This is a genomic window from Psychroflexus halocasei, from assembly GCF_900107595.1.
In the GTDB taxonomy this organism is placed as follows: Bacteria; Bacteroidota; Bacteroidia; order Flavobacteriales; family Flavobacteriaceae; genus Psychroflexus; species Psychroflexus halocasei.
On sequence record NZ_FNQF01000004.1, the window covers coordinates 204,028 to 231,006 of the forward strand.

Genomic DNA, 26,979 nt, shown 5'->3' on the forward strand with positions numbered 1-26,979 from the left:
GTTAATAAAAATATCGAGCTTATTTGTAAAATTTCTTATATTTTCTGTAGGCAAAGAAACCAAGAACTAGCCAAACTCCTAAACTGATTAAAATAAATTTATAGCTTATTATTTGATCACCACTTGCGTAAGAATGTAATCCTGCTAAGTAGAAATTAACACCGAAATAAGTCATTAAAATAGAAGCAAAAGCAATAACTGTTGCCCAATTAAATGCAAACACACCTTTAAGTCCTGGTACTAATCGCATATGAATGACAAAGGCATAAACAAAAATACTAATCAATGCCCAAGTTTCTTTAGGATCCCAACCCCAATAGCGACCCCAGCTTTCATTTGCCCATTGACCTCCTAAGAAGTTACCAATTGTTAACATCACAAGACCAACAATTAATGAAACTTCGTTAATAAGCGACAATTCTCTAATGTTCAGTTTTAATAATTTTTGATTGCTTTTCGTCATAAATATCATTAAAAACAATGATAATAATCCAATGATCGTACTAAGCGCAAATGGTCCATAACTCCCCACAATAACAGCAACGTGAATCATTAACCAATAAGAGTCTAAAACAGGCTCAAGGTTACCAATGCTAGGATCCATCCAATTCCAATGTGCAATCATCAAAATAATTGAACCTACAAATGTTGTTGCAGCTAAGGTTAGGTCACTTTTACGGCCAAATGCTAAACCAAAAAACATTGTTGCCCATGCCACATAAATCATACTTTCATATGCATCACTCCATGGTGCGTGTCCAGAAATATACCACCTCGCTATTAAACCAGCGGTATGTGCTAAAAACAGAATGAGAACAATAATTTTACTGGCGTTAATTGCGATTCGTAAAGGTTTTGAAGGTTTAAAAATTTCAACCAAAACGAGAACAATCATAAAAACACCAACGTATAAGTAGTATTTAAACAACCTATTAAATATGTCTATTTCATTATATAAAATTTCGACTTCAACCTTTTTATCAGCTGGCAAAACCTCTTTTCCGTATTTATGTTGGAAGTTATTGATACTCGTTAATATACTTTCTGGTTTAGTATAATCATCGGTTTGTTTTGCTTCTTGGAGAGATTGTAAGTATAATGACAAAACACTTTTAGTATATAAAGTATCATTTCCAGCAAAATAAGTTTCATCATCTAATTCAGAATAAGAAACCCATTTATTATTGTGATGATTTGGGACAGGGAAAACTTTAAGCATTTTACCCTGTAAAGTATTATAAAGTAAATTGACGCGTTCATCAGCATTTTTAAAATCCTTTTGAAATTGGTTAGGCACTTTGGCGCGATAAGCTGCTTCCAAATAAGGACCCAATTTATAACTTCCATCAGGATTAAAGAAGTTGATTAAAGAAGTATATTTAGCTTTATCTTCAACACCCAAAATATGATGAATGCTATCGTTATCAGCTTTTAGACTGATGATTGGCGCTGTGTACCAAAGTATAGGATTTTCTAACATAGAAATCATAATCTGATCTCCATTTAAGCCTTCATAAGAATCTTGTTTACCTAACTTACGCAGAAGCTGAGATGAGTATGTATTGATAGGCTTCATACGTCCACCAAAATCTTGAATTACGAGTTTACCAAAGTTCTTAGCGTGATCTTTAGGGACAGCAGATTCTTTAATTTTTGCAACAACTTCATCAATATCATTCATTGGAGGCATTGAAGCATTAGAGTTATCATGTTGATGCCCATCATCAGTCTGATTTGTAGCAACAGAATCGACAGACGTTTCTGGTCTTGTTTGCTCTTCAACAACATTTCCACTTTCAGTCTGAGCAAATGAAGTTAGGCTAAAGAAAATAAGAAGAATCGCCGTTAAACTCGCTTTTTTCTTTTTGACTTTATCAATTGATTTTCTAAGCGTTCCAAAACGAGAATTTTTATCAAACATTATTAACATCATACCTAAATACAATAAGAAGTAACCAATATAAGTGACCCAAGTTCCCCACCAATCATGATTAACAGAAAGCACTGTTCCCAACTCATCTGGGTCAAATGAAGCTTGGAAGAATCGGTAACCACCATGATCTAAAACATGGTTCATATAAATACTATAAGGATATGAATCGCTTCCATCAATAACCTCAACATCAGAAATAAAGGCGGCATAACTTGGCGTTGAGCGGTCTGCTGTTCCTGGTTGTTTTTCCGCAATAAAATCAACGAGTTTAAGTGAAAATGGAAGTTGAATTTCACGACTACCATAACGCAAGTGGACATCGTAACCGCCAACATTGGTTTTCTTGAAATTTTGAACCATGCCTTGACCACCGATTAGATTGATTGTATCATTTTCTCCTGCTGCGGTGATCTTTATTTTAACGCCATCGGGTTTTTCCCCTATTGGATTTTCTATTTTCACAAGATCTTCAACACCTTGTATTGTATTTTCAGGAATAACAAATTGCATTTTCCCTACATTGTATAGAGAACGCATTTTGAGTTCTTGAACTGAATCTTTAACAAGCTGACCTTTTGCTTGGTCTGCCATACGCATCCAATCACCATCAAAAGGAGAATCTATTGTAAAGCCAGATTCATTTGTTCCAGTAATATTAATAGCACCGTCAGTTTGTTTATTAAAAGCAAAAAGAACATTATGGATATTAGCAACATCACCAGACTTCAGATAGTGATCATGTCTGTCACCTCCACCTGATTCAACAAGTTTTAGGTAAGTATCACCATTTTGCGCTTCACGAATTCCTTCTTCTGCATTTTGTATAAACCCAATGACTTCAAATTTAATGGGATCACCATTAAAATCTGTATTTATTGTTTTTCCTACACTAATTTTAGGCCCTAAATCGATTTGATGATCCTCAACTCTACGTCTTGGTTCGCCATCAATTTCGCCGTCGATATAAGAAGATATATAAGTTTTTTCAGAAAGCATCACGTCAGTCACCTCGCCTTCTCTTATTGGCATAATACCTTCTTCACCAATGTATCTCGTGATAAAAGCACCAACAAGAATCAAAATAAATGATAAGTGTAAAACTAAAGTTGTCAAGCGTTCTTTACGCCATAATTTGTATCGACTGATATTTCCTAAGAAGTTAATGACAAAGAAAACCATGATGACCTCAAACCACCAAGCATCATAAATCCATTCTCGAGCGGTAATTGTTGCAAATGAGTTTTCTACGAAAGTCCCTACTGCCATGGCCACAGCGTAGATGATAAAAAGAACAGCCATCAATCTCGTGGAGAAAAGTATATTGGCAATTTTTTTTTGAAGCATAGCTATATTTTTGTGGCAGCAAATATATTTAAAAACAAAGGATATTCACCACAATAAACAAGATATCAATATCCGATTTATGAAAAATTTAAGAAAGAAGAAGTTCTTTGAATTTTAAAGTAATAAATCAAAGAGATTTGTAAATTTGCTTTTATGAGAAAGCTGATTTTACTCGGAACTGGCAACGTTGCCTACCACTTATATCATGCCATATCTTCTATTGAAAATTGGGAAGTTGTGCAGGTGTATAATCACCGTGAAGAAAGTTTATCCGACTTTAACACCACAACACAAACAACAACAAATTTAAATGAATTAGTTGATGCCAATTTGATTATTTGTTGTTTAAAAGATGATTTAATCGAATCCTATTTTGAAAAGTTAGTGGATAAGGATTGCTTGATCGTTCATACCTCAGGCGCTAAAACACTACAGAAAAATAGAAAAAAATCAGGTGTTTTCTATCCATTGCAAAGTTTCTCTAAATACAAAACAATGGATTATTCAAAAATTCCATTTTGTATTGAGGCCACTCGGGCAGATGATTTAAAAAAATTAGAAAATTTAGCATTATCTATTTCAGAATCAGTTTATAAAATCAATTCTAAAAAAAGATTACAAATGCATTTGGCTGCAGTTTTTGTCAATAATTTTAGCAATTATATGTTTAAATTAGGTCAAGATTTATGTATTGAAAATCATATTGATGAAGCTATTTTAATGCCGTTAATTGAAGAAACATTTGAAAAATTAAAAGATATAAAAGCTGAAGAAGCGCAAACAGGTCCAGCACGAAGACAAGATCAAGAAACAATAAATCAACATCTTAAACTTCTCAAAAAAGATTCTAAAAAAGAAATTTATAAAATAATCAGTCAACACATTAAAAACGATTATGGAGAAAAATTATAAACAAATTCTCAATGACATTACGACTTTTGTCTTTGATATTGACGGTGTTCTCACAAATGGTCAACTCAATATCACTTTAGAAGGTGATCTTTTAAGAACTATGAATGTCAAAGATGGATATGCTCTCAAAAAAGCGATTCATGAAGGCTACGAAATTCTTATTATTTCAGGCGGCACAAATGAAGGCACCCGAACCAGACTTAAGGATTTGGGCATTACAAATATTCATTTAGGCATTAATGATAAAGTAGAATGTTTAGAAGAATTTTTAGATGTTTACGATATTAAACCTGAAAACGTCGCCTATATGGGAGATGACATTCCTGACATTTACCCGATGAAGAAAGTTGCTTTACCAACTTGTCCACAAGATGCTGTTAACGAAGTTAAAGCGATTTCGCTCTACGTTTCTCATAAAAATGGAGGCCAAGCATGTGTTCGTGATTTAATCGAACAAGTGATGAAGGCTCAAAATAAATGGCAGGTTTAAGCAAATAAGTGAAATTATTTTTCGCCATTAGACCCATAAATCTTTTCATGTTGTTTTTGACAGCGTGTTTGATTTATTGGTCTTTTTTTTCTACTTTTAAAGTTGAGCAAAACATCTCTTTTTCTATTTTCCTTTTGATTAATTTATCCTTATTGGCGGTAAGTGCTGCGGGTTATCTCATCAATGACAAACATGATATTCAAACGGATGCGATTAATCAAAAAACGAAAAAGCATATTTCGCTTTTAAATAGCCCACACTTTAAAAAGCTGTATTTTGGTTTGTTAATAACCGGTTTTATATCAGGTAGTTTTATCTCCATAATTTATTCAAATTGGTTTGCTTTATTTTCTTATTTTTTTGCAGTGGTTACGCTTCATTTTTATAATTCACATCTAAAAAAAAGATTATTATTAGGAAACCTAGCAACAAGCTTATTGATTAGTCTTGCCATTTTAATTTACCCGAGTTTTGAAATTGATTTACTTAATTTCGAGAGTCATCCAACACGTATTCTCTATTTCTTTGCCTTGAGTTCTTTTCTGATTAATTTAGTCAGAGAAATTATTAAAGACATGGAAGATATCAAAGGTGATTATGCTATTGGCCTTGATACTTTACCCATCCTAATTGGTAAAGAGCGTAGCAAAAATATATCATTTTTTATCATGATGATCAGCTCAATTGTGAGCATACTTTTTTACACTTTCTACTTTTTACAGAATGCATATTTACTTTTTTCTGCTTATTTATTTGTGATCATTCCTTCAGTTATCATTGCATATTTAATCAGTCAGTCAAAATTTAAAAAAGATTATTCTCGCATTAGTTTTGCTTTAAAGATTCATGCAGGATTTGGTTTACTAAGTATTTTACTATTTCATTGGTTTTAATTCAATAGACTAAAATTTATAGATAAAAGTAAATTCTATCAAATGAAAGAAGAACATACATCTGACTTTAGACCACTAAAGCAACCTATCTTCATTTAAGAAAAACTTTAAATTATTTTTCGAAAAAACATATTCAACAAGCACTTAATATCAAAACTTTTGATATTTTAGGTCGAAAATTAAAAAATGAATAAAACTCTACTTCCATTATTAGCAATTTTGTTTGCGACAAATATTTACGCTCAAGACACTTCTTTTGAAGCAAGCGATAATTATAGCTTAGGAGAGATTAATGGCCAAAATGGATGGGAAGTCCTCAGCTTTATTTCTGCAGCTTACACTATTTCGGATGAGCAAGCCTCTGAAGGAAGTTACGCTCTTAAACTCGATGTTGATCAAACTGGAATTATACCTGGAGGCAGTATTGCTGGACCGATTAAAACATAAGCAATTTGGCCCCTTCAAATCCAGACTCTTATGAAATTTCTGCTGATTTATATTTTGATTCATCTAGTAATGGCGGCGAAATTGATTTCTACATTTATGGAGAAATGGGTACCGAAGCTTTACCTGGCGCAGCAATGGCTATTTCAGATGAACGTTTATTAATTGTTGAAATGTCAGATTTCTCAACTGCTGTTGATATGCAAATTGAAAACGACATGTTTCACAATCTTAAAATGGCTTTTGATTTCGTCAACCAAGAAACGCTTTATTATCTCAACGGCGATTTACTTTATACAGGATCTTTAAATTTATCGGAATTTACGGGTTATGGGTTTTTAAAAACAAGCAATGGTAAAGGTTATGCTGATAATATTGTGACTTCAGAAAACACCTTAAAAACAAATCAAATTGACAAAGGTGATTTTATTCATTATGTCAATCAAAACAATTTACATCTTCAGAATAACTCTTCTTTAAAAAATATATTGATTTATAATATTTTAGGTCAAGAAGTTATTTCAAAAAACTTAAATTCAAAAAAGGAAAGAATCTATATTGAAAGTTTAAAATCAGGCGTTTACATCGCTAAAGTTTCAACAGATCAAAGCACAAAAACTTTTAAGTTTATCAAAAAGGATTAACTTTTCACAATCAAACTAATTTGACGATCAAAGCAGCATTATTTCTATAAATGCTGCTTTTTTATATAATTTTGTTTCAAAAAATAAATCATGTCTACTGTTATTCAAAAAATAAATCAATTTAAGATCATCCTTGGTTCAGCTTCGCCACGTCGTCAATCTATTTTAAAAGAGTTAGGATTGGATTTTTCAGTTAAAACCATGCCTGTTGATGAGATTTATCCTGATCATTTAAAAAGAGAAGAAATTGCTATCTTCTTGGCAGAACTTAAAGCTAAGGCTTTTGAGGTAAATCAAAAAGAGATCGTTATTACTGGTGACACAGTTGTTTGGCATAACAATAAAGCTTTAGGGAAACCTAAAAACTCAACGGAGGCTAAGGAAATGCTTCAAAGTCTTTCAGGAAAGTCACATGAAGTCATTTCATCAGTTTGCCTAAAAACTAGTGATCAATTGATTTCTACTTACGGTGTCACCAAAGTCTTTTTTAAAGATTTAAGTGAATCTGAAATTGAATATTATGTCAACAACTTCAAACCTTACGATAAAGCTGGCGCTTATGGCGTTCAGGAATGGATTGGGCAAATTGGCGTGACTAAAATTGAAGGATCTTTTTATAATGTTATGGGCTTACCAACTCTTAAAATCTATGAGGCGTTTGAAAAACTCCTTAAATCAATGGATTAGATTTAAATTTCAGCCTTCGTATTTATCAATCATATTTTTATAAATTTACATTTGGATTTCAATCAAAATTAATGTCTGAACCTATTTCAACTTTTCTAAAACCCAGCCTAATTACTTTAGCTGTCGTCATAATTATGCTGCTTCTACGCTTAATTATTAAAACTTCTACGCTTAAAATCGCACGTAAAACTCAAAAAAATGAAGCAAGGTCAAGACAAATTATTCGCTATGTCAATGTTTTGCTTCTCATCACCACCCTATTTGTTGCTATGTTGATATGGGGAATTGATTACACGGATGTTGCGCTTATTTTTTCATCAACTTTTGCTGTAATCGGTGTCGCTTTTTTTGCGATTTGGTCTGTACTTAGCAATATCACTTCTGGCGTGATTATGTTTATTTATTTTCCTTATAAAATTGGCGACAAAATCAAGATTCACGATAAAGACTTCCCAATTGAAGCTGTAATTGAGGACATTAAAGCTTTTCAACTACATTTAAGAACAGAAGAAAATGAATTGATTACTTATCCAAATAATTTATTTTTACAAAAGCCTGTTTCTCTCTTAGAAAAAGACGTTATTTAATCATTTAGAAATTAAGTTTTTATGAAGTATTCAGCAAGTCTGATTTTTAGCATTTTATTATTACAATTCACTTTTGCTCAACAACCAAGCAAACCCACTTCAGGTGAAGTTTTTCAACAGCTAAAATCTCTGAATTTTCTAGGAAATGTTTTATATATCGCTGCACATCCAGATGATGAAAACACCGCTTTCATCAGTTATTTCTCAAATCAAGTCAATGCACGTACAGCTTATCTTTCTTTAACAAGAGGAGATGGTGGGCAAAATTTAATAGGTAACGAACTCGGAGAAGAACTCGGCTTAATACGTACACAAGAGCTTCTAGCTGCTAGAAAAATTGATAATGGCGAGCAGTTTTTCAGCCGAGCTGTCGATTTTGGCTACTCAAAAACGCCTAAAGAAACTTTAAAAATTTGGGACAAGGAAAAAATATTAGCCGATGTCATTTATACAATCAGAAAATTCAGACCAGATGTTATCATCAACAGGTTTGATCACCGCACCTCTGGAAGTACACACGGACATCACACAGCTTCTGCGATTTTAAGCCATGAAGCTTTTGCATTAGCAGCAGATGAAAACATCTATCCTAAACAACTTTCAGAAATTGAAGCTTGGCAACCCAAACGTTTATTTTTCAATACATCTTGGTATTTTTATGGAAGCCCTGAAGCTTTTGAAAAAGTAGATAAATCAAAGTATATCAAAATTAATACAGGTGTTTATTATCCACTTTTAGGTCTTTCAAATAATGAAATTGCTTCTTTAAGTCGCAGTCAGCATCAATCACAAGGCTTTGGACAAATTGGTTCTCGTGGCGATAACATGACTTACGTTGAGTTTATAGAAGGCCAAGAAATGCAATCGGATTCTTTATTTGGAGGCATCAATACAAAATGGTCTCGATTAAAAGACGGTAAAGAAATCGGTCAGATTTTATATCCGCTTGAAGAAAAATTCGATCATCAAAAGCCTTGGCTCATTGTTCCTGAATTGATTCAAGCTTTTAAAAAAATTAAGGAGATTGATGATCTCTATTGGCGCAATCATAAAAGTAATGAAATCAAAAATTTGATTAAAAGCTGTTTAGGTTTATTTATCGAAGCGAAAGCTGAAAAAAATTATGCAACTCTTGGAGAAGAAATAAAGATCGATCTGGAGGCGATTAACAGAAGTCCGATTCAAATTACTTTAGATTCAGTTGACATTCAAGACCAGAGAGCAACTCTAATTGAGCCACTCAAAGAAAATCAGGTTTTAAAAAGCAATTTAAGCATTAAAATAGAAGATACTTTGAATTACTCTTCTCCTTATTGGTTGAATCAGAAACCTAAAAATGGAACTTACTATGTTAATCAGCAAAGTTTAATTGGTTTACCTGAAACACCAAAACAATTAAAAGCTGAATTTATATTTGATATCATCGGAGAAAAAATCAGCTATCAAGAAGATTTAATCTATAAATATAAATCTCCCACTTTAGGTGAAGTCTATAAAAATTTCAAAATACTACCCGAGGTTTCTATTGAAATGTATCCAAAAACTTTAAATTTTAATGATACTGAAGAAAAGGAAATTCAAGTGACAGTAAAAGCTTTTAGAAATATTGAAGAAGCATCTCAGATCGAAATAAAAACTCCAATTGGATGGACCATAAATCAACAAAAAATTAAAATTAACACCCTTGATGAAGGCGAATCAAAATCCTTCAAATTTAGAATTAAACCAAATCAAAACGCCACGTCCTCTTCTTTAGAAATCGAAATGAAAACAGGTGATAAAATTAATAATTCTGTTGTAAAAACAATCGATTACCCTCATATCCCTGAACAAACAATCATCAGAAAAAGTGTCGTAGAACTTAACAAATTCAATATCAAAACAACTGATAAAAAAGTAGCATACATTAAAGGTGCTGGTTCAGTTCTCCCTGAAAACTTAGCATCAATAGGGATTGATATTGACGTCTTTAATTTAGAAGATATCAATGCAAGTTTACTTCAGAATTATGACGTTGTTATCACAGGTTTACGATTATACAACATCTCAAAATCAATTGATTTTAAGCAAAAAATATTACAAGATTTTATCGCTAAAGGTGGACACCTTATCATTCAATACAATACAAACCGCAACCTAAAAATTGATAACTTTAAACCTTTTAATTTTCAAATTTCTCGTGACCGCGTAGTTGATGAAAATGCAGAAATGAGGATTTTAGAACCAGAACATTCTGTACTTCATCAACCAAATAAAATCTCCGATCAAGATTTTGAAAATTGGGTTCAAGAGCGCGGACTTTATTTTACTGATCAATGGGATAAAAATTTAACGCCTATTTTCAGTATGAATGATGTTGATGAGTCTCCAAAAAAAGGAAGTTTGCTCATTGGAAAATATAAAAAAGGTCACGTGACTTATACAGGAATTAGTTTTTTTAGACAATTACCTGCCAATGTAGAAGGTGCATATAAACTCCTTGTAAATTTAATAGCCCTATGAAAAGAGATAAATTTGTCTGGCGAAGATCATTTAGCCTCGTCCTTATTTTAAATACGATTTACATCATATTGTTGTGGATTTTTTCCAACTCATTTAACCTATAGAAAATGGAGTTAATCGATGGCTTAGTTTTAATTTTTACACTTAGTTTTATAGTTATTTATGGTGTTTATAAGACTAGGAAACAAAATAACGTCCAAGATTACATCAAGGGCGGAAATACTTCCAGATGGTGGACAGTCGGTTTATCAGTCATGGCCACCCAAGCCAGCGCAATCACTTTTTTATCAACACCAGGGCAAGCTTTTCATGATGGCATTGGCTTCGTTCAGTTTTATTTTGGTTTACCAATCGCAGTTGTCATTATTTGTTTGGTGTTTATACCAATCTACCATAAACTCAATGTTTACACAGCATATGAATATTTAGAAAGTCGATTCGATTTAAAAACTAGAACATTAACCGCTTTGCTTTTTTTGATTCAGCGCGGATTAGCTGCAGGAATCACCATTTTTGCACCTTCCATCATCCTTTCAGCAGTTTTAGGTTGGAATTTATTCTACCTCAATATCATCATTGGTGCTTTGGTTATTATTTACACCGTTTCTGGCGGAACAAAGGCTGTAAGTGTCACACAAACTCAGCAAATGGCTGTTATTTTTGCAGGTTTAATCACAACTTTTTTCTTGATAATTTATAATTTACCTGAAGATATTACTTTCGGAAATGCTTTGAAAATTGCTGGGACAAATGGCAAATTACAAGCGATAGATTTGTCCTTTGATTTTGATAACCGTTACACACTTTGGAGTGGCCTTATTGGTGGAACTTTTTTGGCTCTCTCCTATTTTGGCACTGATCAAAGTCAAGTACAACGCTATCTTTCAGCGAAAAACATGAAAGAAAGTCAAATGGGAATGCTGTTTAATGGTATGCTTAAAATACCTATGCAGTTCTTTATTTTGATGGTTGGCGTTATGGTTTTTGTTTTTTACCAATTTAATTCTGCGCCTCTGAATTTTAATCCAGCTGCTGAAGAAGCTGTATTGTCATCACCTCAAAAAGAAGAATACGTTGATTTACAAAATCAACTTAAAGAAATTGAACAGGAAAAGAAAACGCTCACAAGTTTTTTAAAAACCCAAAATGAACTGAATCAAGATCAAAAAAATCAACTTCAAGACTTAAACCAACAAGAAGTTAAAATACGAGAGTCTGGAACTGCATTAATCAATCAAGCAGATGAAAATGTAGAGACAAACGACAAAGATTATGTTTTTATACATTTTATACTTAACAACCTCCCGAGAGGTTTAATCGGTTTGCTAATCGCTGTAATTTTATCAGCTGCGATGTCTTCAACAGCCTCTGAACTTAATGCTTTAGCATCGACAACTACGATAGATTTATACAAACGTAATATTAAAGGTAAATCAGAAAAACACTACGTTAATACTTCAAAACTGATGACGCTCGTTTGGGGAATTTTTGCCATTGCTATTGCTAGCACAGCCAATTTATTTGATAATCTCATTCAGTTGGTCAACATCATCGGATCTATTTTTTATGGAAACGTTTTAGGTATTTTCTTATTGGCATTTTTTATCAAATTTATTAAAAGCAATGCTGTTTTTGTTGCCGCATTGATAACGCAAGTGATCGTTATTCTAGGTTATTTTAACGATTGGATGCCTTATTTATGGCTCAATATTTTCGGGTGTTTACTTGTTATTAGTATTGCTTTTCTTTTGGAAATGATTTTTAGAAACACCAAAGCCTTATAGATTTTCTAAAATATAAGCTAAAAGCTGATTAAAATCTTCATTAGAATTAATGACTTCATTAAATTGCAGCTACAAAGTTTTAAACACATTTACTATGATTTTTATTGATAACGAAGGTGTCACAGATCCAAAACTCAACTTGGCTTTAGAAGAATATGCTTTGCGTAATTTTTCTAATAATTCTGATTATTTGTTGTTCTATATCAATGAACCTTCAATTATTATTGGTAGAAATCAAAACACTTTAGAAGAAATCAATCAAGAATATATTGAAGCAAATAACATCCACGTTGTCAGGAGGATTTCTGGTGGTGGCGCTGTTTACCACGATTTTGGTAATCTGAACTTTAGTTTTATGACAGATTACGAGTTTAATAAACTCAATAATTTTAAGCAGTTTACTGCACCTATTGTCAAAATATTAAACGACATGGGAATTCCTGCTGAAATGAAAGGCAGAAATGATATTGTTGCAAATGACAAAAAGATTTCTGGTAATGCACAATTCTCATCCGTTAAGCGTATGTTTAGTCATGGTACTTTATTGTTTGATAGTGATTTAAGCGAAGTGACGAAAGCGCTAAATGTGAAAATGAGTAAAATACAATCTAAAGGTCATAAATCTGCTAGAAGTCGTGTTGCAAATATTTCCGAATTTTTAAAAGAGCCCATGTCAACAACTGAATTTCGTCAGAAAATACTTGATGGTCTATTTGAGGAGAAAACAGATTTTGAAACATATAAGCTTTCAGACGATGAGTGGAAAGCAGTGCACGAACTTAAAAAAGAAAAGTACGATAATTGGGATTGGAACTATGGCAAATCACCAAAGTTTGATATCCAACGTACTAAAAGATTCAAAGGCGGAGAAATTGATTTACGCATCAAAGTGAGAAAAGGCGGACAAATTGAAAACTTGAAAATTTACGGTGACTTTTTTGGAAAAGAACCTGTAGAAAAAATTGAAGATGCACTTGAAAATGTGCGTTATGAGAAATCTGATATCACTGAAGTTATCAACCAATTCGACCTTTATGAGTATTTTGGAGAAATTGATAAAGAAGAATTTATTAATCTAATATATGGTCCAGACGAGTTGTAAAATTCAATTAGCTTTGCACACTTAGAATTTTACAATGGATTCATTAACACAAATTGTTTTAGGCGCCGCTGTTGGTCAGGCTGTTGCTGGACGTCAAATCGGAAATCGCGCGATGCTTTATGGTGCTATTGCAGGCACTATTCCTGATCTTGATGTTATTGCTTCTAACTTTACAGATACAGTTTCCGCCCTTGAAATTCACAGAGGCTTTACGCATTCAATTTTATTTTCTGTTTTATTCGCTCCTGTATTTGGATGGCTTTTTTCATTATTCGAAAAACAAGCAAGTTGGAAAAAACTTTCTTGGCTATTTTTCTGGGGATTTGTAACTCATCCGCTTCTTGATGCTCATACCACTTGGGGGACACAACTCTTTTGGCCTTTAGATTTAAGATTGGCATACAAAAACATTTTTGTCATTGATCCACTATATACTTTACCTTTTTTGATATTTCTGATCATGGCAATGCGTCAAAAAAGAAGTTCGCCTAAAAGAAGAAAGTATAATAAAATCGGACTGATTATTAGCTCTTCATATCTCGCTTTAACACTTGTTTTAAAAGGAATTACTTATTTCAAATTTCAAGATGCGCTGAAAAATCAAGACATAGATTATGTTGATATGCAAACCAAACCCAGTGCTTTTAATAGCGTTTTATGGACGGCAAATGTCAAAACAAATGACGCTTATTTAATAGGCCATTATTCATTTTTTGATTCTAAACCTATCAGTTTTAAAAGTTACCCAAAGAATCACGAATTGATTAATGAAATCAAGGATAAGCCCAAAATGCAACGCATGATCAAAATTTCGGAAAATTGGTTTACCATTTCAAAGGAAAATGAAAAGCTTTATTTTAACGATCTGAGGTTCGGGTTGATGTCTTTATCGCCTAATGCCAAAACTTTTGTTTTTAGTTACGAAATTTCAGAAAAAAACGATACTATATTTTTTAAAGAACGAGACAAGAAACCTGAAGATGGCAAGAAGTTAGTTAAAGAATTATGGGGTCGCCTCAAAGGAAATTAAGTTCTTATAAACCTTATAAAGTCTATTAGTTTAAGTTATCTTTGCATTTTTAAAATTCAGTAAAAATGAGCTTAGAGCAAGATTTAATGCAACGCGCTGATTCTAAATGTGAATTCTGCGGAAGTAAAGAACAATTAGAGATATACGAAGTTCCACCTGTTGAAAAAGTGAGTTCTGAAAATGCTGTCTTAACTTGTAACACCTGCTTTACTCAATTACAAAATTCTGAAAAAATTGAACCTAATCACTGGCGTTGTTTGAATGACAGTATGTGGAGCCAAGTTCCTGCCGTTCAGGTTGTAGCTTACAGAATGCTTCACCAATTGATAAATGAAGGTTGGCCGCAAGATTTACTTGATATGCTTTATCTTGATGAAGAAACTTTAGCTTGGGCAAAAACAACGCTTGAAGATGAAAAAGAAACGGCTAATGAGGTTATACATCGCGATAGTAACGGTGTTCAAATCAATGCTGGTGATAGTGTTGTTTTAATCAAAGACCTACCAGTTAAAGGATCAAGTATGGTCGCTAAAAGAGGAACAGCTGTTAGACGTGTTTCATTGGTTCACGACAATGAAGAACAAATTGAAGGCCGTCTGGAAGGACAACAAATTGTTATTTTAACCAAATTTGTCAAAAAACTTTAAGTTATGAAATTTGTTATTAAAACAGTTTTAGCACATATCTTATTGTCTATAATTGTTTTGTTCATTTTTCAATTGATCTTAAAATTTGTTTTAGGGTCAGATAGCTTTTTAAGTCTAAAAATGGTCGCAGTTATTATGATTGCATCCACAACAGTTACCACACTTTTTACAATTTTTAGCACACGAAAAAGATACCAATACATTACCTCGGCTGATCATTCAAAATCCACTTTATCTGAAACATCTATTGCTTACTTCCCTCCTATTGACATCAATCCATTCAAGTTTCAAGAAAATTTAAAAAAATATTTTCACCTGACGGTAGTCGATCATGAAAACAGAACCTATAAGTTTCATGAAAAATTTGACTACTTTCAATTATCATCGCGTTTTGGTTATTATTTAAAACCTCATGCCTACACCGATCAGTTTTATTTAGAAATTATTCCATACTCACCGCGTTTATTTTCTGAAAAAAAGATTAAAAAAAAGAAAGAACTAGTTGAAAAACTGCTTGAAATCAGCACTTAGCTGTTAACAAGCTTTAAGATAGTTTAAGATATATTTGGCTTGTTAAATTCTTAAATTTAAAAAATACACAATAGTTTTGAGGCCTAACTTAAAACAATTAATCATGAAAATTTTTCGAAATTTATTAATTTTAGGAATCTTAGCATTCTCATTTAATGGTGCATTTGCACAGACAATTTCACAAAACGCATTAGGTTTAAGAATCGGCGACAACGATGGTTTTGGTGCTGAAGTTTCATACCAACGTGCTTTATCTGAAAACAACAGATTAGAGATTGACTTAGGTTTAAGAAGCGGTAGCCATTATGATGGCTTTAAACTTGCTGGTATTTACCAATGGGTTTGGAACATTGAAGGCGGATTTAACTGGTACGCAGGTGCTGGTGCAGGTTTAGGTTCTTATGATTATGAAGACGATTATTACTTAAAAGATAATGGAAGCGAAACATTTGCATTAATCGCAGGTGATATCGGTATCGAATACAACTTCGATATTCCATTGATGTTATCTCTAGACTTCAGACCAGAAATCGGTTTCGGAAATCATTATGATGACTTGGATTTTGATATCGCCTTAGGTATACGTTACCAATTCTAAATTAAAAAATTATTACTTTCGATGCTTTAGCTGCAAACCAGTTAAGAAGTTTCGAAGATACTGATCTAACAGCTGCTGATATTGCGGCTGTTTTTTTTGTCTTAAAAATGAGCTCAATTCATTTTTAGTAATTGGCATTTCAGCAAGCTCAAATAATGACAAAATATCATGAGATTTCAAATTAAGCGCAATCTTTAATTTTTTAAAGATTAAATTATTATCTAATCTTTGCTCAGGTTTCGGTTGCTCTCCTTCTCTTCTACCACGATATTTGTTAATCATTCCGTTTAAAAAAGTTGCCAGATTCTTATCAGATAAATTCACATAAGCTTCATCTTCTTCCTTTTTCATCCAATCGCTAATTTGAGCACGAGTGACCTCAGCATCTGCTTGAGCAAACATCTCGATCATTTGATCATCAGAGTAATCAAAAGTATAGCGAAGACGTCTCAAAATATCGTTATTTGTCATTTTATCAGAATTTTTGACAAAGTTAAATTAATAATTTCAATAGAGATTTAGATTTGCATTGAATAATTGGATCACTTTATTCCAAGTCTTAACTTCATTTGTTAAGAAGGTCAATCTGAAATGGTAATATTGACTAAAAACTGATTTATATCTGTTCTTAAAGCTTCAGAAATAGATTTATATTTTGCACTTTTGCATAAAAACAGACAGATGCCAAAGATTTCTAAGAAAGGTATTTTAATGCCTGAATCTCCAATCAGAAAATTAGCGCCTTATGCTGAACAAGCAAAGGCTCAAAACAAAGAAATATATTTTTTAAATATTGGTCAACCCGATATTCCAACGCCTAAACACGCTTTGGATGCGGTCAAAAATCATGATCTTGATATCCTATCTTATAGTCCTTCATCAGGTTTTGATTCTTACAAAACTAAACTTGCTGAATACTATCAAAAAAATGGTATCAGAATTACGAAAGATGAGCTTATCGTTTCAACAGGTGGCTCTGAGGCATTGATGTTTGCCATGGGAAGTGTCACAGATCCGGGTGATGAAATTATCATCCCTGAACCATTTTATGCAAACTACAATGGTTTTGCAACAGCTTCAAACGTGACTGTTAAAGCTGTCAAGTCAAATTTTGAAGATAACTTCGCCTTGCCTGCTATTGAAAAATTTGAAGAACAAATTACTTCAAAAACAAAAGCAATTGTGATGTGTAACCCTGGTAATCCAACTGGTTATTTGTACACAAAGGAAGAAGTGCAGCAATTAGCAGATTTAGCGATCAAACATGATATATTTATCATTGCTGATGAAGTTTACCGTGAGTTTACTTATGATGGTGCAAAGCATCACTCGATTATGAATGTTGAAGGTTTAGAAAATCACGCCATTATGGTTGATTCTGTTTCTAAACGTTACAGTATGTGTGGTGCACGTATTGGTTGTATCGTTTCTCGTAATAAAGAATTGATGAAAACAGCCATGAAATTTGCCCAAGCAAGATTAAGTCCTCCGACTTTCGCACAAATTGCAAGTGAGGCTGCTCTTGACACGACAAATGAATATTTTGAGGAAGTTAATAAAGAATACGTCAGCAGAAGAGACACTTTAATCGAGGCGCTTTCTAAAGTTGAAGGTGTAAAAGTAGCAAAGCCAAAGGGTGCTTTTTACTGTATTGCAGAATTGCCTGTTGATGATGCTGAGGATTTTGCTAAATGGCTTTTATCTGATTTTGATTATAACGGAAAAACGGTGATGGTTGCACCTGCAGCAGGTTTTTACTCAACACCAAACACAGGTTTAAATCAAATCAGAATTGCTTACGTTTTAGAAGAAAAACACATTTTAGATGCTGTTTCTATTTTAGAGGAAGCTTTAAAAGCTTACAAAAGTTGATTAAAATCATCAAAAACAAGTCTCTTAAAGAGCTGAATACTTTTGGAATAAATGTTCTTGCAGAACAATACATTTCTATTTCAAAAGAAGAAGAATTACAAGAAGTTCTCAGACGCATTTACGCGTCTGAGATTTTTATTTTAGGAGGAGGCAGCAATATGTTGCTCACTAAAAACATAGATAAAACAGTTGTCCACATTAATCTAAAAGGTATTGAAATCCTTGAGGAAACTGATGATTATATTGACCTTAAAGTCGCCGCTGGAGAAAACTGGCATCAATTTGTAATGTTCTGTGTCAATCATGATTATGGAGGTTTGGAGAATCTTTCATTAATCCCTGGTTATGTGGGTACTTCTCCCATTCAAAATATAGGTGCTTATGGTGTTGAGCTCAAAGATCATTTTTTGTCTTGTAGAGCGATTCATAGACAAACATCAGATTTTAAAACTTTTACAGCTGAAGATTGCGAGTTTGGTTACCGTCAATCTATTTTCAAAAATAAACTGAAAGACCAATATATTATCACAAGTGTTAATTTTAGACTTTCTAAAAAGAATCACAAACAAACACTTGATTATGGAGCTATCAAAGAAACATTAGCGAGTAGAGCAATTTCATCTCCAACTATTAAAGATATTTCTGATGCTGTGATTACCATAAGATCAAGTAAGCTACCTAACCCAAATGAACTGGGTAACTCCGGAAGTTTCTTTAAGAATCCTGTTATTTCTGCTGAAAAGTTTAAAAAATTATCAGAAAAAGAAAGTTTACGCTATTATGAATTACCTGATGGTACCTTTAAAATTCCTGCAGGATGGTTGATTGATCAAGTTGGTTTGAAAGGTTATCGAGATGAAGATGCAGGAGTTCACAAAAATCAAGCTTTGGTTCTTGTTAATCATGGAAACGCTACAGGTGAAGATATTCTCAATTTATCAAAATTTGTACAAAGTAAAGTAAAAGAGCGTTTTAACATCGAATTACAACCAGAAGTCAACATATTTTAGTTAGATTCATTAAATTTGTATTATGAAATTATTATTAATCACACTCGTATTATTAGGCCTTGCAGTTGCAGGAATTGCAATCAAAATTTGGGGTAAAAAAGATGGTAAATTTGCAGGAACATGTGCAAGTCAAAGTCCTTACTTAAATAAGGAAGGGCAATCTTGTAGTTTCTGTGGAAAAACTCCTGAGGAACAAATAGACTGCGACGGCTCTGATAAAAAATAAGCACTATCTTGTGGCTTAATTTTTTATTCACCATGTATATTGGGGCTTTTTTATATCAAATAGCCTTAAATCTCTTTTTTCTAAAAACAAAGCTAACTTCAAAAAGTCAAGTTTATAAAGAAAATGATAATTCAGGAATTTCCATTATCGTTTGTGCTCATAATGAAGCATTTAATTTAAACAAAAATCTAAACTCACTTCTTAATCAAAAAGGAGTTTCATTTGAAGTTATTGTTGTAAATGATCACTCGACTGATGCTACATTTTCAGTTTTAAAAAATTTTCAAGAGAAAAATTCTCTATTAAAATGTATTCATCTCAACTCAAAGCAAAAGTCAAAGAGAAAAGCTTTGACTGCTGGCGTTAAAGCTGCCACATATGAAAATATTTTGGTCACTGATGCAGATTGCCAACCTGCTAATGAAAATTGGGCCAGTTTATTTCTGAGTAAAACCACTCAAGAAAAGCAAATGATTTTAGGTGTTTCTCCATATTATTTGGAAAAAACTTATGTCAATCAATTAATCCAAATTGAAACATTTCAGACAGCAATTCAATTTTTAAGTTTTGCTAAAAACCGAATTGCTTACATGGGCTTAGGTCGAAATATGGCTTTTACAAAAGACATATTTCAAAAATATAGCCAATATGAAGTTGATAAAAAAATGACCTCAGGCGATGATGATATGTTTGTGCAGCGTGTACCTCAACAATATATTGACATCTTAACTTCACCTGAAAGTTTTACCTTTAGTCAAGGTAAACAAAACCTTAAAAGTTGGTGGCGCCAAAAAAGAAGACATTATACCACTGCTCCATCTTATAAACTTAAAGATCAAATTTTACTTTCCATAAATGGTTTAAGTTTGTTGGTATTCTGGTTAGCAAGCACCTTCTTAATATCCTACTCTCTAAAAGTTTTGTGGATTATTGCGATTTTTATTATCATAAAATCATTTGTTTTTAAGAAGCATCTCAAGCTGAACAATCAGCAAGAAATTAAGTGGTATTGGCCGTTATTGGATTTAAATTTAGTTATCTTTCAAACATTAATCATTTTACAAAACTTGTTTTACAAACCTAAATTCTGGTCTTAAGTAAGAATGGCATCTGACGAAATAAATATCAAAAAAGCAAAAGAAGGTCATCAAACTGCGTTTAAAAAATTACTTGATAAGTATTGGGATAGCGTTTATGCTTTTCAGTTAAAGCGTACACAAAATGTCTATGACACAGAAGAAATTTGTATCCAGACATTTTCACGTGCTTTTGATAAGTTAGATCAATATCAAGAACAGTATAACTTCAAAACTTGGTTATTGACGATTTCGAAAAATATTCAAATAGATTTACATCGCAAAAAAAACATCAAAACATCTGATATTGATGCTGATAATGCATATCAAATCGCTGACATTGAGCCCACAGTTGAAGACAAAATAATTACCGAGCAAAATTTATCAAAATTGCTTGGACATATTAAAACTCTCAAACCTCATTATCAAGAAGTGATTCATTTAAGATATTTCAAAGAGTTGAGTTATAAAGCCATTGCTGAAGAATTGAATCAACCCATCAACAATATTAAGGTTAAACTTTTAAGAGCAAAAAAACTATTAGCTGAAAGCATCAAAAAAGTTGAATAGCGTATATCTTCATCATTATTTCATAAGCCTATAATTAAATAAATCATCTAAAAAAAACAGTTAAGTCGCTTAAAGTAAGAGCTGTTTGAAATATTTTTGGATTTTATCTTAAAAAACATATAATATTCTTTCTTAAACCCTAAAAAAGCTTAAAACTAACTCAAAAGGATTAATTTTTCGTATTTTTGCACTTGAATAAATAAATTAAATTACGCAAAATGAAAGCTTTACAGATAGAGGATATTAAAAAAATGGTTAGTACAATAGGATACCCAAAATTCTATGAAAAACTAATTAAAACCTTAGAAGAAGATTATTCAAACTGGGAAACATTCGATAAAACACCTAGACTTGCAAATCATGTTCCGGATGGGGTTATTGAATTAATGCCAATATCTAATGATAAATTATATAGTTTTAAATATGTTAATGGACATCCTAAAAATCCATTGCAAAACCATATGACTGTCATGGGGACAGGACAATTGTCTGAGGTTTCAACTGGTGCGCCTTTGATGTACACAGAAATGACATTATTAACAGCCTTAAGAACTGCTGCAAACTCAGTGATGGCTGCTAGGTATATGGCAAAAAAAGAATCAAAAGTTTTGACATTGATCGGAACTGGAGCGCAAAGTGAATTCCAATTTTTAGCCTTTAAAGAATACTTCCCGCTTGAGGAAGTTCGTTATTTTGACACTGATCCAAAGGCTATGGACAAGTTTGAGCGTAACATGAAAAGTTTTGACATGAAACTAACACGTTGCGAAAATGCAAAAGAAGCTGTTCAAGGTGCAGACATTATCACAGTTTGTACTGCCGATAAAAGATACCAAACAATCTTAACTAAAGACATGATTACTTCTGATGTTTACATCAATGCTATTGGTGGAGACTGCCCAGGAAAAACTGAAATTGGTAAAGATTTAGTTGAATCTTCTTTTATTGTATGTGAATTTTTAGAGCAATGTAAAATTGAAGGTGAAATTCAACAATTGGCTGACGACTTTACTTGTACAGAGTTATATGAAGTTGTGAGAGGAGAAAAGAAAGTAAATGTTGAAACACATGGAACTATTCTTTTTGATTCTGTTGGTTTTGCTATCGAAGATTACTCTGCTTTGAGATTAACTTATGATTTAGCAAAAGAATTAAACATAGGAACTGAAATGAATTTTATTCCTGAACTTGATGATGTGAAAAATTTATTTCAATTAATGTCATAAATTATATTTTGATATTTACAAAAAAAGCTGTCTCATTAATTTGAGACAGCTTTTTTTATGGTGAAAACTTCTTCAAGTTTAAATTTAATAACAATCAGTTTTTGCCTTTTCCCAAAGCAACATGCCACCTTTAAGATCGTAAATATTTTTATAGCCTAAATTCTCAAGAATTTCAGAAGCTTTTCCACTTCTGTTTCCTGAACGGCAATACACTAATATTTTTTTGTCTTCAGGTAACTTGCTAAGTTGTTCTTTAAAATCATCATCAAAGAAATTGATTAAAGTTGAATTTTTGATGTGTCCATTTTTGTATTCTTTTGGAGTTCTAACATCGATAATCTGAACATCATCCGATTTCATTTTATCACAAAATTCTTGCGGACTTAAAATTTCATGTTTTTCCTGTGCTTGGATTTCAGATAAAAGTCCAAATGATAAAAAAGCGACTATTGTTATAAGAGTTCTCATTGGTTTTATAATTTTTCAGGTTGATAACGTCGTTTTAAATAAAATTTAAACAATGGTTTTATGCAATTGTATTTCAGCAAAGGATTTTAAATTTCCTAATGTTCTATCTAAATATTGTATCAACAAAAATAGAGATTTAATAGCTGATGAAAAGTTAAGACAATGTTTATTTTAATGACAGTATTTTTTTTGAAATAGTCTTAATTTATATCATTAAAAAAACATATTGCAAAATAACTGGCTTTAGTCATGTTTTTAGATTAAAATAAAATTTAATTTTGGTATAATATTAAGTTTACAATGAATCAAGACTCAAGATCATATTCGCGAAAGTTTTTCAATAAAATTAACTCGACAATTAACTGGAAAAGCAGATCTATACAATTTGTAGCTTCTTTTTTAATTGCTTTGGTTTTAAATTATTTTATCAGTGGAACCTCTTTAGATGAAGCACAGAGTTCTGTACTTTTCATACTTATATTTGCAATCGGTTTGTGGGTAACAGAAGCAATTCCGCCTTTTGCCGTCGGTATTCTCATCATTGGTTATTTGGTTTTTACGATGAGTAATCTCGAATCAGAAAACGTTAAACAGTATATTCAAACATGGTCAGACTCTGTGATTTGGCTCTTTTTAGGTGGTTTTTTTATAGCCGAAGCTATGAAAAAAACGGCTCTTGATATTGCTTTACTTAAATTTTCAGTGCCTTATTTTGGAAATAAGTCTAAAAATATATTACTTGGATTAATGATCATTACTGCTTTCTTATCCATGTTGATGAGTAATACTGCGACAACAGCGATGATGATTGCGAGCATCTCTCCTATTATTTATAAACTTGGCAAAAAAGCGCCATTGACAAAAGCTTTGTTGATTGGTATTCCTTCTGCAGCAGCAATTGGCGGGATGGGAACCATTATTGGTTCTGCGCCTAACGCCATTGCCGTCGGAGCCTTAGATGGCATTGGCATCCGCATTAGTTTTCTTGAGTGGATGATGTTTGGTATTCCTGTTGCCATGATCTTGATTTTATTCTTTTGGCAGGCTTTGCTCAAGAAATATAAAATTAAAACAAGTAATTTGTCCCTTGATTTTCTCACGAATCAACAACTCACTCTCGACAACGAGAAAAACGAAATCACTAAATTACAAACTCGAATTACAATCATTATTATTTTAACCAGTTTACTTTTCTGGTTAACCTCGCAGTGGACAGGCATTCCTGTTGCTGGTGTTTCTGGAATTCCGATTGTTGGTTTGACAATGTTCAGAATTCTCGATGCCGATGATATGCGAAAATTACCTTGGGATACCTTAATGCTAGTTGCCGGAGGTTTGTCTCTTGGTATTGCCGTTCAACAGCAAGGCTTAACCGATTACTTCATTAGTTTTATCAATTTAGAGTCTCTGAATTATTACGTTTTACTTTTCGTATTTGCCATCATTAGTGTTGTTTTTTCAAACTTTATGAGTAACACAGCAACAACAACTATTATGGTGCCTTTAGCACTTTCGGTCACGGCAGCTTTACCAGGAATTTCAGATGAAATTATTCCTTTAATTATCGCTTTAACCGCTTCTTGTGCATTGTTACTCCCAGTGTCAACACCACCTAATGCGATTGCATTCAGTACAGGAAAATTACAACAATCAGACTTTAGGTTTGGTGGTATTTTAATCGGATTTTTAGGCCCTATTATCGTGATTTCATGGATACTCCTCTTGCAATTATTTGTTTAAATATCATTTGCTTAAAAAGAATTTTACACTAAAAAACAGCAAATCCAAACAATGCCTTATTTTTGCGGCATGGCAAGAAAGAAAAATAAAAGAAAATCCTTCGAAGATATTGAAGTGATTGATGCAGGAAGTAAAGGAAAAGGTATTGGAAAAGCACCTGATGGTCGTGTCTTAATCATTGATAAGGTTGTCCCTGGCGATATTGTCAATGTACAAACTTATAAAAAACGAAAAGCTTATTATCAGGCTAAACCCACTGAAATTGTTAAAGCTTCAGATAAAAGAACAGAGCCAGTTTGTCAGCATTTTGGTGTTTGCGGAGGTTGCAAATGGCAAAACATGGCTTATGAGCATCAACTTTTTTATAAACAAAAAGAAGTTGAAGAAAACCTCAACCGAATTGGCAAAATAGATTTACCTGAAACACAACCAATTTTAGGAAGTCAAGAGATTTACTTCTACAGAAATAAAATGGAATTTTCATTTAGCGACAGCCGTTGGCTCACTGAAGATGAAATTAACAGCGAAGAAACCATCAATGACAAAAATGCACTTGGTTTTCATATTCCTGGTATGTGGGATAAAATTTTAAATATTGAAAAATGCCATCTTCAAGCAGATCCTAGCAATGATTTAAGAAATAAGGTAAGAGACTTTGCTGATCAGAATAATCTTGAGTTTTTCAATCCACGCCATAAAACAGGCTTGCTAAGGACCATGATGATCAGAACAACTTCAACTGGTGAAACGATGGTTCTCATTCAGTTTTATGATGATTTAAAAGAAGAAAGAGAATTACTTCTTGATTACATTAAAGATGAATTTCCTCACCTAACTTCTTTACTTTACGTCATCAATCAAAAAGCGAATGACACAATTTACGATCAAGAAATCGTTTGTTATGCTAGTCGAGATCATATTTTTGAGAGTATGGAAGGCTTGAAATTCAAGATTACCGCTAAATCTTTCTATCAAACAAATTCAGAACAAGCCTACGAACTTTACAAAATCACAAGAGATTACGCTGATTTAAAAGGTGATGAATTGGTTTATGACCTCTATACAGGGACAGGAACAATCGCTCAATTTGTTGCCAAAAAAGCGAAAAAAGTCGTTGGTATTGAAGCTGTACCCGATGCGATTGAAGCTGCTAAAGAAAATGCAAAAGCTAATGGAATTGATAACACAAGCTTTTTTGCAGGTGATATGCGAAAAGTTTTTACTGATGAATTTATCGCTAAAAACGGGCAACCTAATGTGATCATTACCGATCCGCCACGTGAAGGTATGCATGCTGATGTTGTTGCACAAATTCTGAAATTAGCTCCAGAAAAAATTGTTTACGTCAGCTGTAATTCTGCTACGCAAGCAAGAGATTTGGCTTTGCTAGATTCACTTTATAAAGTTGACAAAGTTCAACCAGTTGACATGTTTCCGCAAACACATCATGTTGAGAATGTAGTTCGTTTAAGTTTAAAATAAAAATATGAAAGCATTTAAATACTTATGTTTTTCAATCATCACGCTTCTGCTTTTTAGCGCGTGTGAGCGTGATGACATTTGCCCTGAAGATTCACCAAAAACACCTCGACTCGTGATTCAGTTTTTTGATGTTTCTAATCCTGAAATTCTAAAAAATGTTCCAAAACTCAAAATTGTTGCTCCTGGAAATGATACTTTGGATTTTGACACAACATCTGAAATCAAGCTACCATTAAAGACAAGCGAAAATATAACTGAGTATGATTTTATTCAAAAATCTTTATCTAATAGTCCAAATGTTGACCGGTTAATTTTTGATTACGCAAGAACCAATGAATTTGTCAGTCGCGCATGTGGATTTAGAGTTGTTTATCTTGACTTTCAAGGAACACTTGTCAACGACTCAAATGAATGGATTAAAGGCGTTTTAGTGGAAGAATCAAATATCAATAATGAAAATGAAACACATCTCAATATATATCATTAGTAGCTTCCTGTTTTTAAGTCAAATGAGTTTTGCACAAACACAAGATTCCATTACTTATAAGGAACGTTACGGTTTAACATTAGGCGTCGATTTAAGTAAACTTGGGCGTTCATTTTTAGATGATGATTATGAAGGTATAGAAATATTTGGTGATTATCGTCTCACAAAAGATCTCTATATCGCTGCTGAAATTGGTAATGAAGAACATACTTACAACGAAAAAAATTTAGTTTCGACAGCTGATGGAAGCTATATCAAAGCTGGTGTTAATTACAATGTTTATCAAAACTGGATTGGGATGCAAAACATTATTTATGTTGGTGGCCGCGTTGGTTTTTCTAGTTTTAATCAGACTTTAAAAGAATATACAATTTCAGCATCTCAAAATTATTTTGATCCAGATGTCAGAGTTGATGAAAAGAAATTTGATAACCTGACAGCGACTTGGGTTGAATTAAAAGCGGGATTACGTGTTGAAGTTCTCAGAAATCTCTACCTCGGTGCTCATGTGCAACTCAAAGTAGGAGTTTCTTCAACTGAATTTCATAATTTTGATAATCTTTATATTCCAGGTTTCCACAGAACTTATGATAGTTCAAGCATAGGGGCTGGCTGGGGTTACACTATCAGTTACTTGATACCCCTATTTACGAAAACAAAATCTCAAAAAATAGACAGTGACTAAAAAACAAGA

The 26,979-nt window shown here is 32.7% G+C and carries 27 protein-coding genes; 24 read left to right on the plus strand and 3 right to left on the minus strand.

The window, feature by feature from the left end; all coding sequences use genetic code 11:
- Positions 1-19: 19 nt before the first annotated feature.
- On the minus strand, positions 20-3,277 hold the full coding sequence (ccsA, locus tag BLV84_RS06485) for a cytochrome c biogenesis protein CcsA (RefSeq protein ID WP_234953106.1): 3,258 nt from the start codon (positions 3,275-3,277) through the stop codon (positions 20-22).
- A 153-nt stretch (positions 3,278-3,430) separates the two neighbouring features.
- Between ccsA and BLV84_RS06490 the strand changes: the two genes are divergently transcribed.
- The 14 genes from BLV84_RS06490 (at position 3,431) to BLV84_RS06555 (ending at position 16,128) form a co-directional block, all read left to right on the plus strand.
- Positions 3,431-4,189, plus strand: a complete 759-nt coding sequence (locus tag BLV84_RS06490) for a Rossmann-like and DUF2520 domain-containing protein (protein ID WP_093241880.1) — start codon at positions 3,431-3,433, stop codon at positions 4,187-4,189.
- Positions 4,173-4,679 carry a KdsC family phosphatase gene (locus BLV84_RS06495; RefSeq protein WP_093241884.1) on the plus strand — a complete coding sequence of 169 codons (507 nt, stop codon included), beginning with the start codon at positions 4,173-4,175 and terminating at the stop codon, positions 4,677-4,679. Before BLV84_RS06490 ends, BLV84_RS06495 begins: the two co-directional genes overlap by 17 nt.
- Before the next feature lie 47 nt (positions 4,680-4,726).
- On the plus strand, positions 4,727-5,572 hold the full coding sequence (locus BLV84_RS06500) for a UbiA family prenyltransferase (RefSeq protein ID WP_093241888.1): 846 nt from the start codon (positions 4,727-4,729) through the stop codon (positions 5,570-5,572).
- A 186-nt stretch (positions 5,573-5,758) separates the two neighbouring features.
- Entirely contained in the window at positions 5,759-6,019 is a 261-nt protein-coding gene (locus BLV84_RS06505) for a hypothetical protein (protein WP_093241893.1), read from the plus strand.
- Between the two features lie 5 nt (positions 6,020-6,024).
- On the plus strand, positions 6,025-6,660 hold the full coding sequence (locus BLV84_RS06510) for a T9SS type A sorting domain-containing protein (protein WP_093241899.1): 636 nt from the start codon (positions 6,025-6,027) through the stop codon (positions 6,658-6,660).
- A 90-nt stretch (positions 6,661-6,750) separates the two neighbouring features.
- Complete coding sequence (locus BLV84_RS06515) at positions 6,751-7,347, plus strand: Maf family nucleotide pyrophosphatase (protein WP_093241904.1); 597 nt, start codon at positions 6,751-6,753, stop codon at positions 7,345-7,347.
- A 71-nt stretch (positions 7,348-7,418) separates the two neighbouring features.
- A complete protein-coding gene (locus BLV84_RS06520; RefSeq protein WP_093241910.1) occupies positions 7,419-7,934 on the plus strand; it encodes a mechanosensitive ion channel domain-containing protein in 516 nt (171 codons plus the stop codon).
- Positions 7,935-7,955: 21 nt separating this feature from the next.
- Positions 7,956-10,436 carry a PIG-L family deacetylase gene (locus tag BLV84_RS06525; protein ID WP_093241915.1) on the plus strand — a complete coding sequence of 827 codons (2,481 nt, stop codon included), beginning with the start codon at positions 7,956-7,958 and terminating at the stop codon, positions 10,434-10,436.
- Positions 10,437-10,543: 107 nt separating this feature from the next.
- A complete protein-coding gene (locus tag BLV84_RS06530; protein ID WP_093241920.1) occupies positions 10,544-12,220 on the plus strand; it encodes a sodium:solute symporter family protein in 1,677 nt (558 codons plus the stop codon).
- A gap of 94 nt (positions 12,221-12,314) precedes the next feature.
- Positions 12,315-13,322 carry a lipoate--protein ligase gene (locus tag BLV84_RS06535; RefSeq protein ID WP_093241925.1) on the plus strand — a complete coding sequence of 336 codons (1,008 nt, stop codon included), beginning with the start codon at positions 12,315-12,317 and terminating at the stop codon, positions 13,320-13,322.
- A gap of 34 nt (positions 13,323-13,356) precedes the next feature.
- Positions 13,357-14,352 (plus strand): metal-dependent hydrolase, encoded by a 996-nt coding sequence (locus tag BLV84_RS06540; RefSeq protein WP_093241930.1) that lies wholly within the window; start codon positions 13,357-13,359, stop codon positions 14,350-14,352.
- 65 nt (positions 14,353-14,417) lie between these two features.
- Positions 14,418-14,999, plus strand: a complete 582-nt coding sequence (locus BLV84_RS06545) for a PhnA domain-containing protein (protein WP_093241935.1) — start codon at positions 14,418-14,420, stop codon at positions 14,997-14,999.
- A gap of 3 nt (positions 15,000-15,002) precedes the next feature.
- Entirely contained in the window at positions 15,003-15,530 is a 528-nt protein-coding gene (locus BLV84_RS06550; RefSeq protein WP_093241939.1) for a hypothetical protein, read from the plus strand.
- 103 nt (positions 15,531-15,633) lie between these two features.
- Entirely contained in the window at positions 15,634-16,128 is a 495-nt protein-coding gene (locus tag BLV84_RS06555; RefSeq protein WP_093241944.1) for a hypothetical protein, read from the plus strand.
- A gap of 12 nt (positions 16,129-16,140) precedes the next feature.
- Here BLV84_RS06555 and BLV84_RS06560 read toward each other — a convergent pair whose 3' ends face one another.
- The gene (locus tag BLV84_RS06560; protein ID WP_093241949.1) at positions 16,141-16,599 is read right to left on the minus strand and encodes a YehS family protein; all 459 of its coding nucleotides are present in this window, start codon (positions 16,597-16,599) and stop codon (positions 16,141-16,143) included.
- Between the two features lie 210 nt (positions 16,600-16,809).
- Between BLV84_RS06560 and BLV84_RS06565 the strand changes: the two genes are divergently transcribed.
- The 6 genes from BLV84_RS06565 to BLV84_RS06590 all read left to right on the plus strand — a co-directional run bounded on the left by BLV84_RS06565 (position 16,810) and on the right by BLV84_RS06590 (position 22,108).
- A complete protein-coding gene (locus BLV84_RS06565) occupies positions 16,810-18,000 on the plus strand; it encodes a pyridoxal phosphate-dependent aminotransferase (protein WP_093241953.1) in 1,191 nt (396 codons plus the stop codon).
- A complete protein-coding gene (gene murB, locus BLV84_RS06570) occupies positions 18,000-19,010 on the plus strand; it encodes a UDP-N-acetylmuramate dehydrogenase (RefSeq protein ID WP_093242298.1) in 1,011 nt (336 codons plus the stop codon). The genes BLV84_RS06565 and murB overlap by 1 nt, the downstream gene beginning before the upstream one ends.
- A 22-nt stretch (positions 19,011-19,032) precedes the next feature.
- A complete protein-coding gene (locus BLV84_RS06575) occupies positions 19,033-19,236 on the plus strand; it encodes a membrane or secreted protein (protein ID WP_093241958.1) in 204 nt (67 codons plus the stop codon).
- Between the two features lie 32 nt (positions 19,237-19,268).
- On the plus strand, positions 19,269-20,333 hold the full coding sequence (locus BLV84_RS06580; protein ID WP_093241963.1) for a glycosyltransferase: 1,065 nt from the start codon (positions 19,269-19,271) through the stop codon (positions 20,331-20,333).
- A gap of 6 nt (positions 20,334-20,339) precedes the next feature.
- Complete coding sequence (locus BLV84_RS06585; RefSeq protein ID WP_093241967.1) at positions 20,340-20,882, plus strand: RNA polymerase sigma factor; 543 nt, start codon at positions 20,340-20,342, stop codon at positions 20,880-20,882.
- Between the two features lie 218 nt (positions 20,883-21,100).
- Positions 21,101-22,108, plus strand: a complete 1,008-nt coding sequence (locus BLV84_RS06590) for an ornithine cyclodeaminase (RefSeq protein ID WP_093241971.1) — start codon at positions 21,101-21,103, stop codon at positions 22,106-22,108.
- Positions 22,109-22,192: 84 nt separating this feature from the next.
- On the opposite strand, the gene BLV84_RS06595 is transcribed toward BLV84_RS06590, so the two are convergent.
- Positions 22,193-22,576, minus strand: a complete 384-nt coding sequence (locus BLV84_RS06595; protein WP_093241976.1) for a rhodanese-like domain-containing protein — start codon at positions 22,574-22,576, stop codon at positions 22,193-22,195.
- A gap of 300 nt (positions 22,577-22,876) precedes the next feature.
- Here BLV84_RS06595 and BLV84_RS06600 point away from each other — a divergent pair, with 300 nt between their 5' ends.
- The 4 genes from BLV84_RS06600 (at position 22,877) to BLV84_RS06615 (ending at position 26,970) form a co-directional block, all read left to right on the plus strand.
- Entirely contained in the window at positions 22,877-24,316 is a 1,440-nt protein-coding gene (locus BLV84_RS06600; protein WP_093241981.1) for an SLC13 family permease, read from the plus strand.
- Between the two features lie 69 nt (positions 24,317-24,385).
- On the plus strand, positions 24,386-25,798 hold the full coding sequence (gene rlmD, locus BLV84_RS06605) for a 23S rRNA (uracil(1939)-C(5))-methyltransferase RlmD (RefSeq protein WP_093241986.1): 1,413 nt from the start codon (positions 24,386-24,388) through the stop codon (positions 25,796-25,798).
- 4 nt (positions 25,799-25,802) lie between these two features.
- The gene (locus BLV84_RS06610; RefSeq protein WP_093241991.1) at positions 25,803-26,285 is read left to right on the plus strand and encodes a DUF6452 family protein; all 483 of its coding nucleotides are present in this window, start codon (positions 25,803-25,805) and stop codon (positions 26,283-26,285) included.
- Complete coding sequence (locus BLV84_RS06615; RefSeq protein WP_234953107.1) at positions 26,257-26,970, plus strand: DUF6048 family protein; 714 nt, start codon at positions 26,257-26,259, stop codon at positions 26,968-26,970. The genes BLV84_RS06610 and BLV84_RS06615 overlap by 29 nt, the downstream gene beginning before the upstream one ends.
- The last annotated feature ends 9 nt before the right edge of the window (positions 26,971-26,979 follow it).

Excerpts from the sequence above, each read along its gene's own strand:
- ccsA (WP_234953106.1), bottom strand. The coding sequence starts at position 3,277 with ATGCTTCAAAAAAAAATTGCCAATATACTTTTCTCCACGAGATTGATG.
- BLV84_RS06565 (WP_093241953.1), top strand. The coding sequence starts at position 16,810 with ATGCCAAAGATTTCTAAGAAAGGTATTTTAATGCCTGAATCTCCAATC.
- BLV84_RS06590 (WP_093241971.1), top strand. The coding sequence starts at position 21,101 with ATGAAAGCTTTACAGATAGAGGATATTAAAAAAATGGTTAGTACAATA.
- BLV84_RS06540 (WP_093241930.1), top strand. The coding sequence starts at position 13,357 with ATGGATTCATTAACACAAATTGTTTTAGGCGCCGCTGTTGGTCAGGCT.
- BLV84_RS06555 (WP_093241944.1), top strand. The coding sequence starts at position 15,634 with ATGAAAATTTTTCGAAATTTATTAATTTTAGGAATCTTAGCATTCTCA.
- BLV84_RS06550 (WP_093241939.1), top strand. The coding sequence starts at position 15,003 with ATGAAATTTGTTATTAAAACAGTTTTAGCACATATCTTATTGTCTATA.
- rlmD (WP_093241986.1), top strand. The coding sequence starts at position 24,386 with ATGGCAAGAAAGAAAAATAAAAGAAAATCCTTCGAAGATATTGAAGTG.
- BLV84_RS06575 (WP_093241958.1), top strand. The coding sequence starts at position 19,033 with ATGAAATTATTATTAATCACACTCGTATTATTAGGCCTTGCAGTTGCA.
- BLV84_RS06580 (WP_093241963.1), top strand. The coding sequence starts at position 19,269 with ATGTATATTGGGGCTTTTTTATATCAAATAGCCTTAAATCTCTTTTTT.
- BLV84_RS06515 (WP_093241904.1), top strand. The coding sequence starts at position 6,751 with ATGTCTACTGTTATTCAAAAAATAAATCAATTTAAGATCATCCTTGGT.
- BLV84_RS06600 (WP_093241981.1), top strand. The coding sequence starts at position 22,877 with ATGAATCAAGACTCAAGATCATATTCGCGAAAGTTTTTCAATAAAATT.
- BLV84_RS06500 (WP_093241888.1), top strand. The coding sequence starts at position 4,727 with ATGTTGTTTTTGACAGCGTGTTTGATTTATTGGTCTTTTTTTTCTACT.
- BLV84_RS06520 (WP_093241910.1), top strand. The coding sequence starts at position 7,419 with ATGTCTGAACCTATTTCAACTTTTCTAAAACCCAGCCTAATTACTTTA.
- BLV84_RS06495 (WP_093241884.1), top strand. The coding sequence starts at position 4,173 with ATGGAGAAAAATTATAAACAAATTCTCAATGACATTACGACTTTTGTC.
- BLV84_RS06545 (WP_093241935.1), top strand. The coding sequence starts at position 14,418 with ATGAGCTTAGAGCAAGATTTAATGCAACGCGCTGATTCTAAATGTGAA.
- BLV84_RS06505 (WP_093241893.1), top strand. The coding sequence starts at position 5,759 with ATGAATAAAACTCTACTTCCATTATTAGCAATTTTGTTTGCGACAAAT.
- BLV84_RS06525 (WP_093241915.1), top strand. The coding sequence starts at position 7,956 with ATGAAGTATTCAGCAAGTCTGATTTTTAGCATTTTATTATTACAATTC.
- BLV84_RS06535 (WP_093241925.1), top strand. The coding sequence starts at position 12,315 with ATGATTTTTATTGATAACGAAGGTGTCACAGATCCAAAACTCAACTTG.
- BLV84_RS06490 (WP_093241880.1), top strand. The coding sequence starts at position 3,431 with ATGAGAAAGCTGATTTTACTCGGAACTGGCAACGTTGCCTACCACTTA.
- BLV84_RS06530 (WP_093241920.1), top strand. The coding sequence starts at position 10,544 with ATGGAGTTAATCGATGGCTTAGTTTTAATTTTTACACTTAGTTTTATA.
- BLV84_RS06560 (WP_093241949.1), bottom strand. The coding sequence starts at position 16,599 with ATGACAAATAACGATATTTTGAGACGTCTTCGCTATACTTTTGATTAC.
- BLV84_RS06585 (WP_093241967.1), top strand. The coding sequence starts at position 20,340 with ATGGCATCTGACGAAATAAATATCAAAAAAGCAAAAGAAGGTCATCAA.
- BLV84_RS06595 (WP_093241976.1), bottom strand. The coding sequence starts at position 22,576 with ATGAGAACTCTTATAACAATAGTCGCTTTTTTATCATTTGGACTTTTA.
- BLV84_RS06610 (WP_093241991.1), top strand. The coding sequence starts at position 25,803 with ATGAAAGCATTTAAATACTTATGTTTTTCAATCATCACGCTTCTGCTT.
- BLV84_RS06615 (WP_234953107.1), top strand. The coding sequence starts at position 26,257 with ATGAAACACATCTCAATATATATCATTAGTAGCTTCCTGTTTTTAAGT.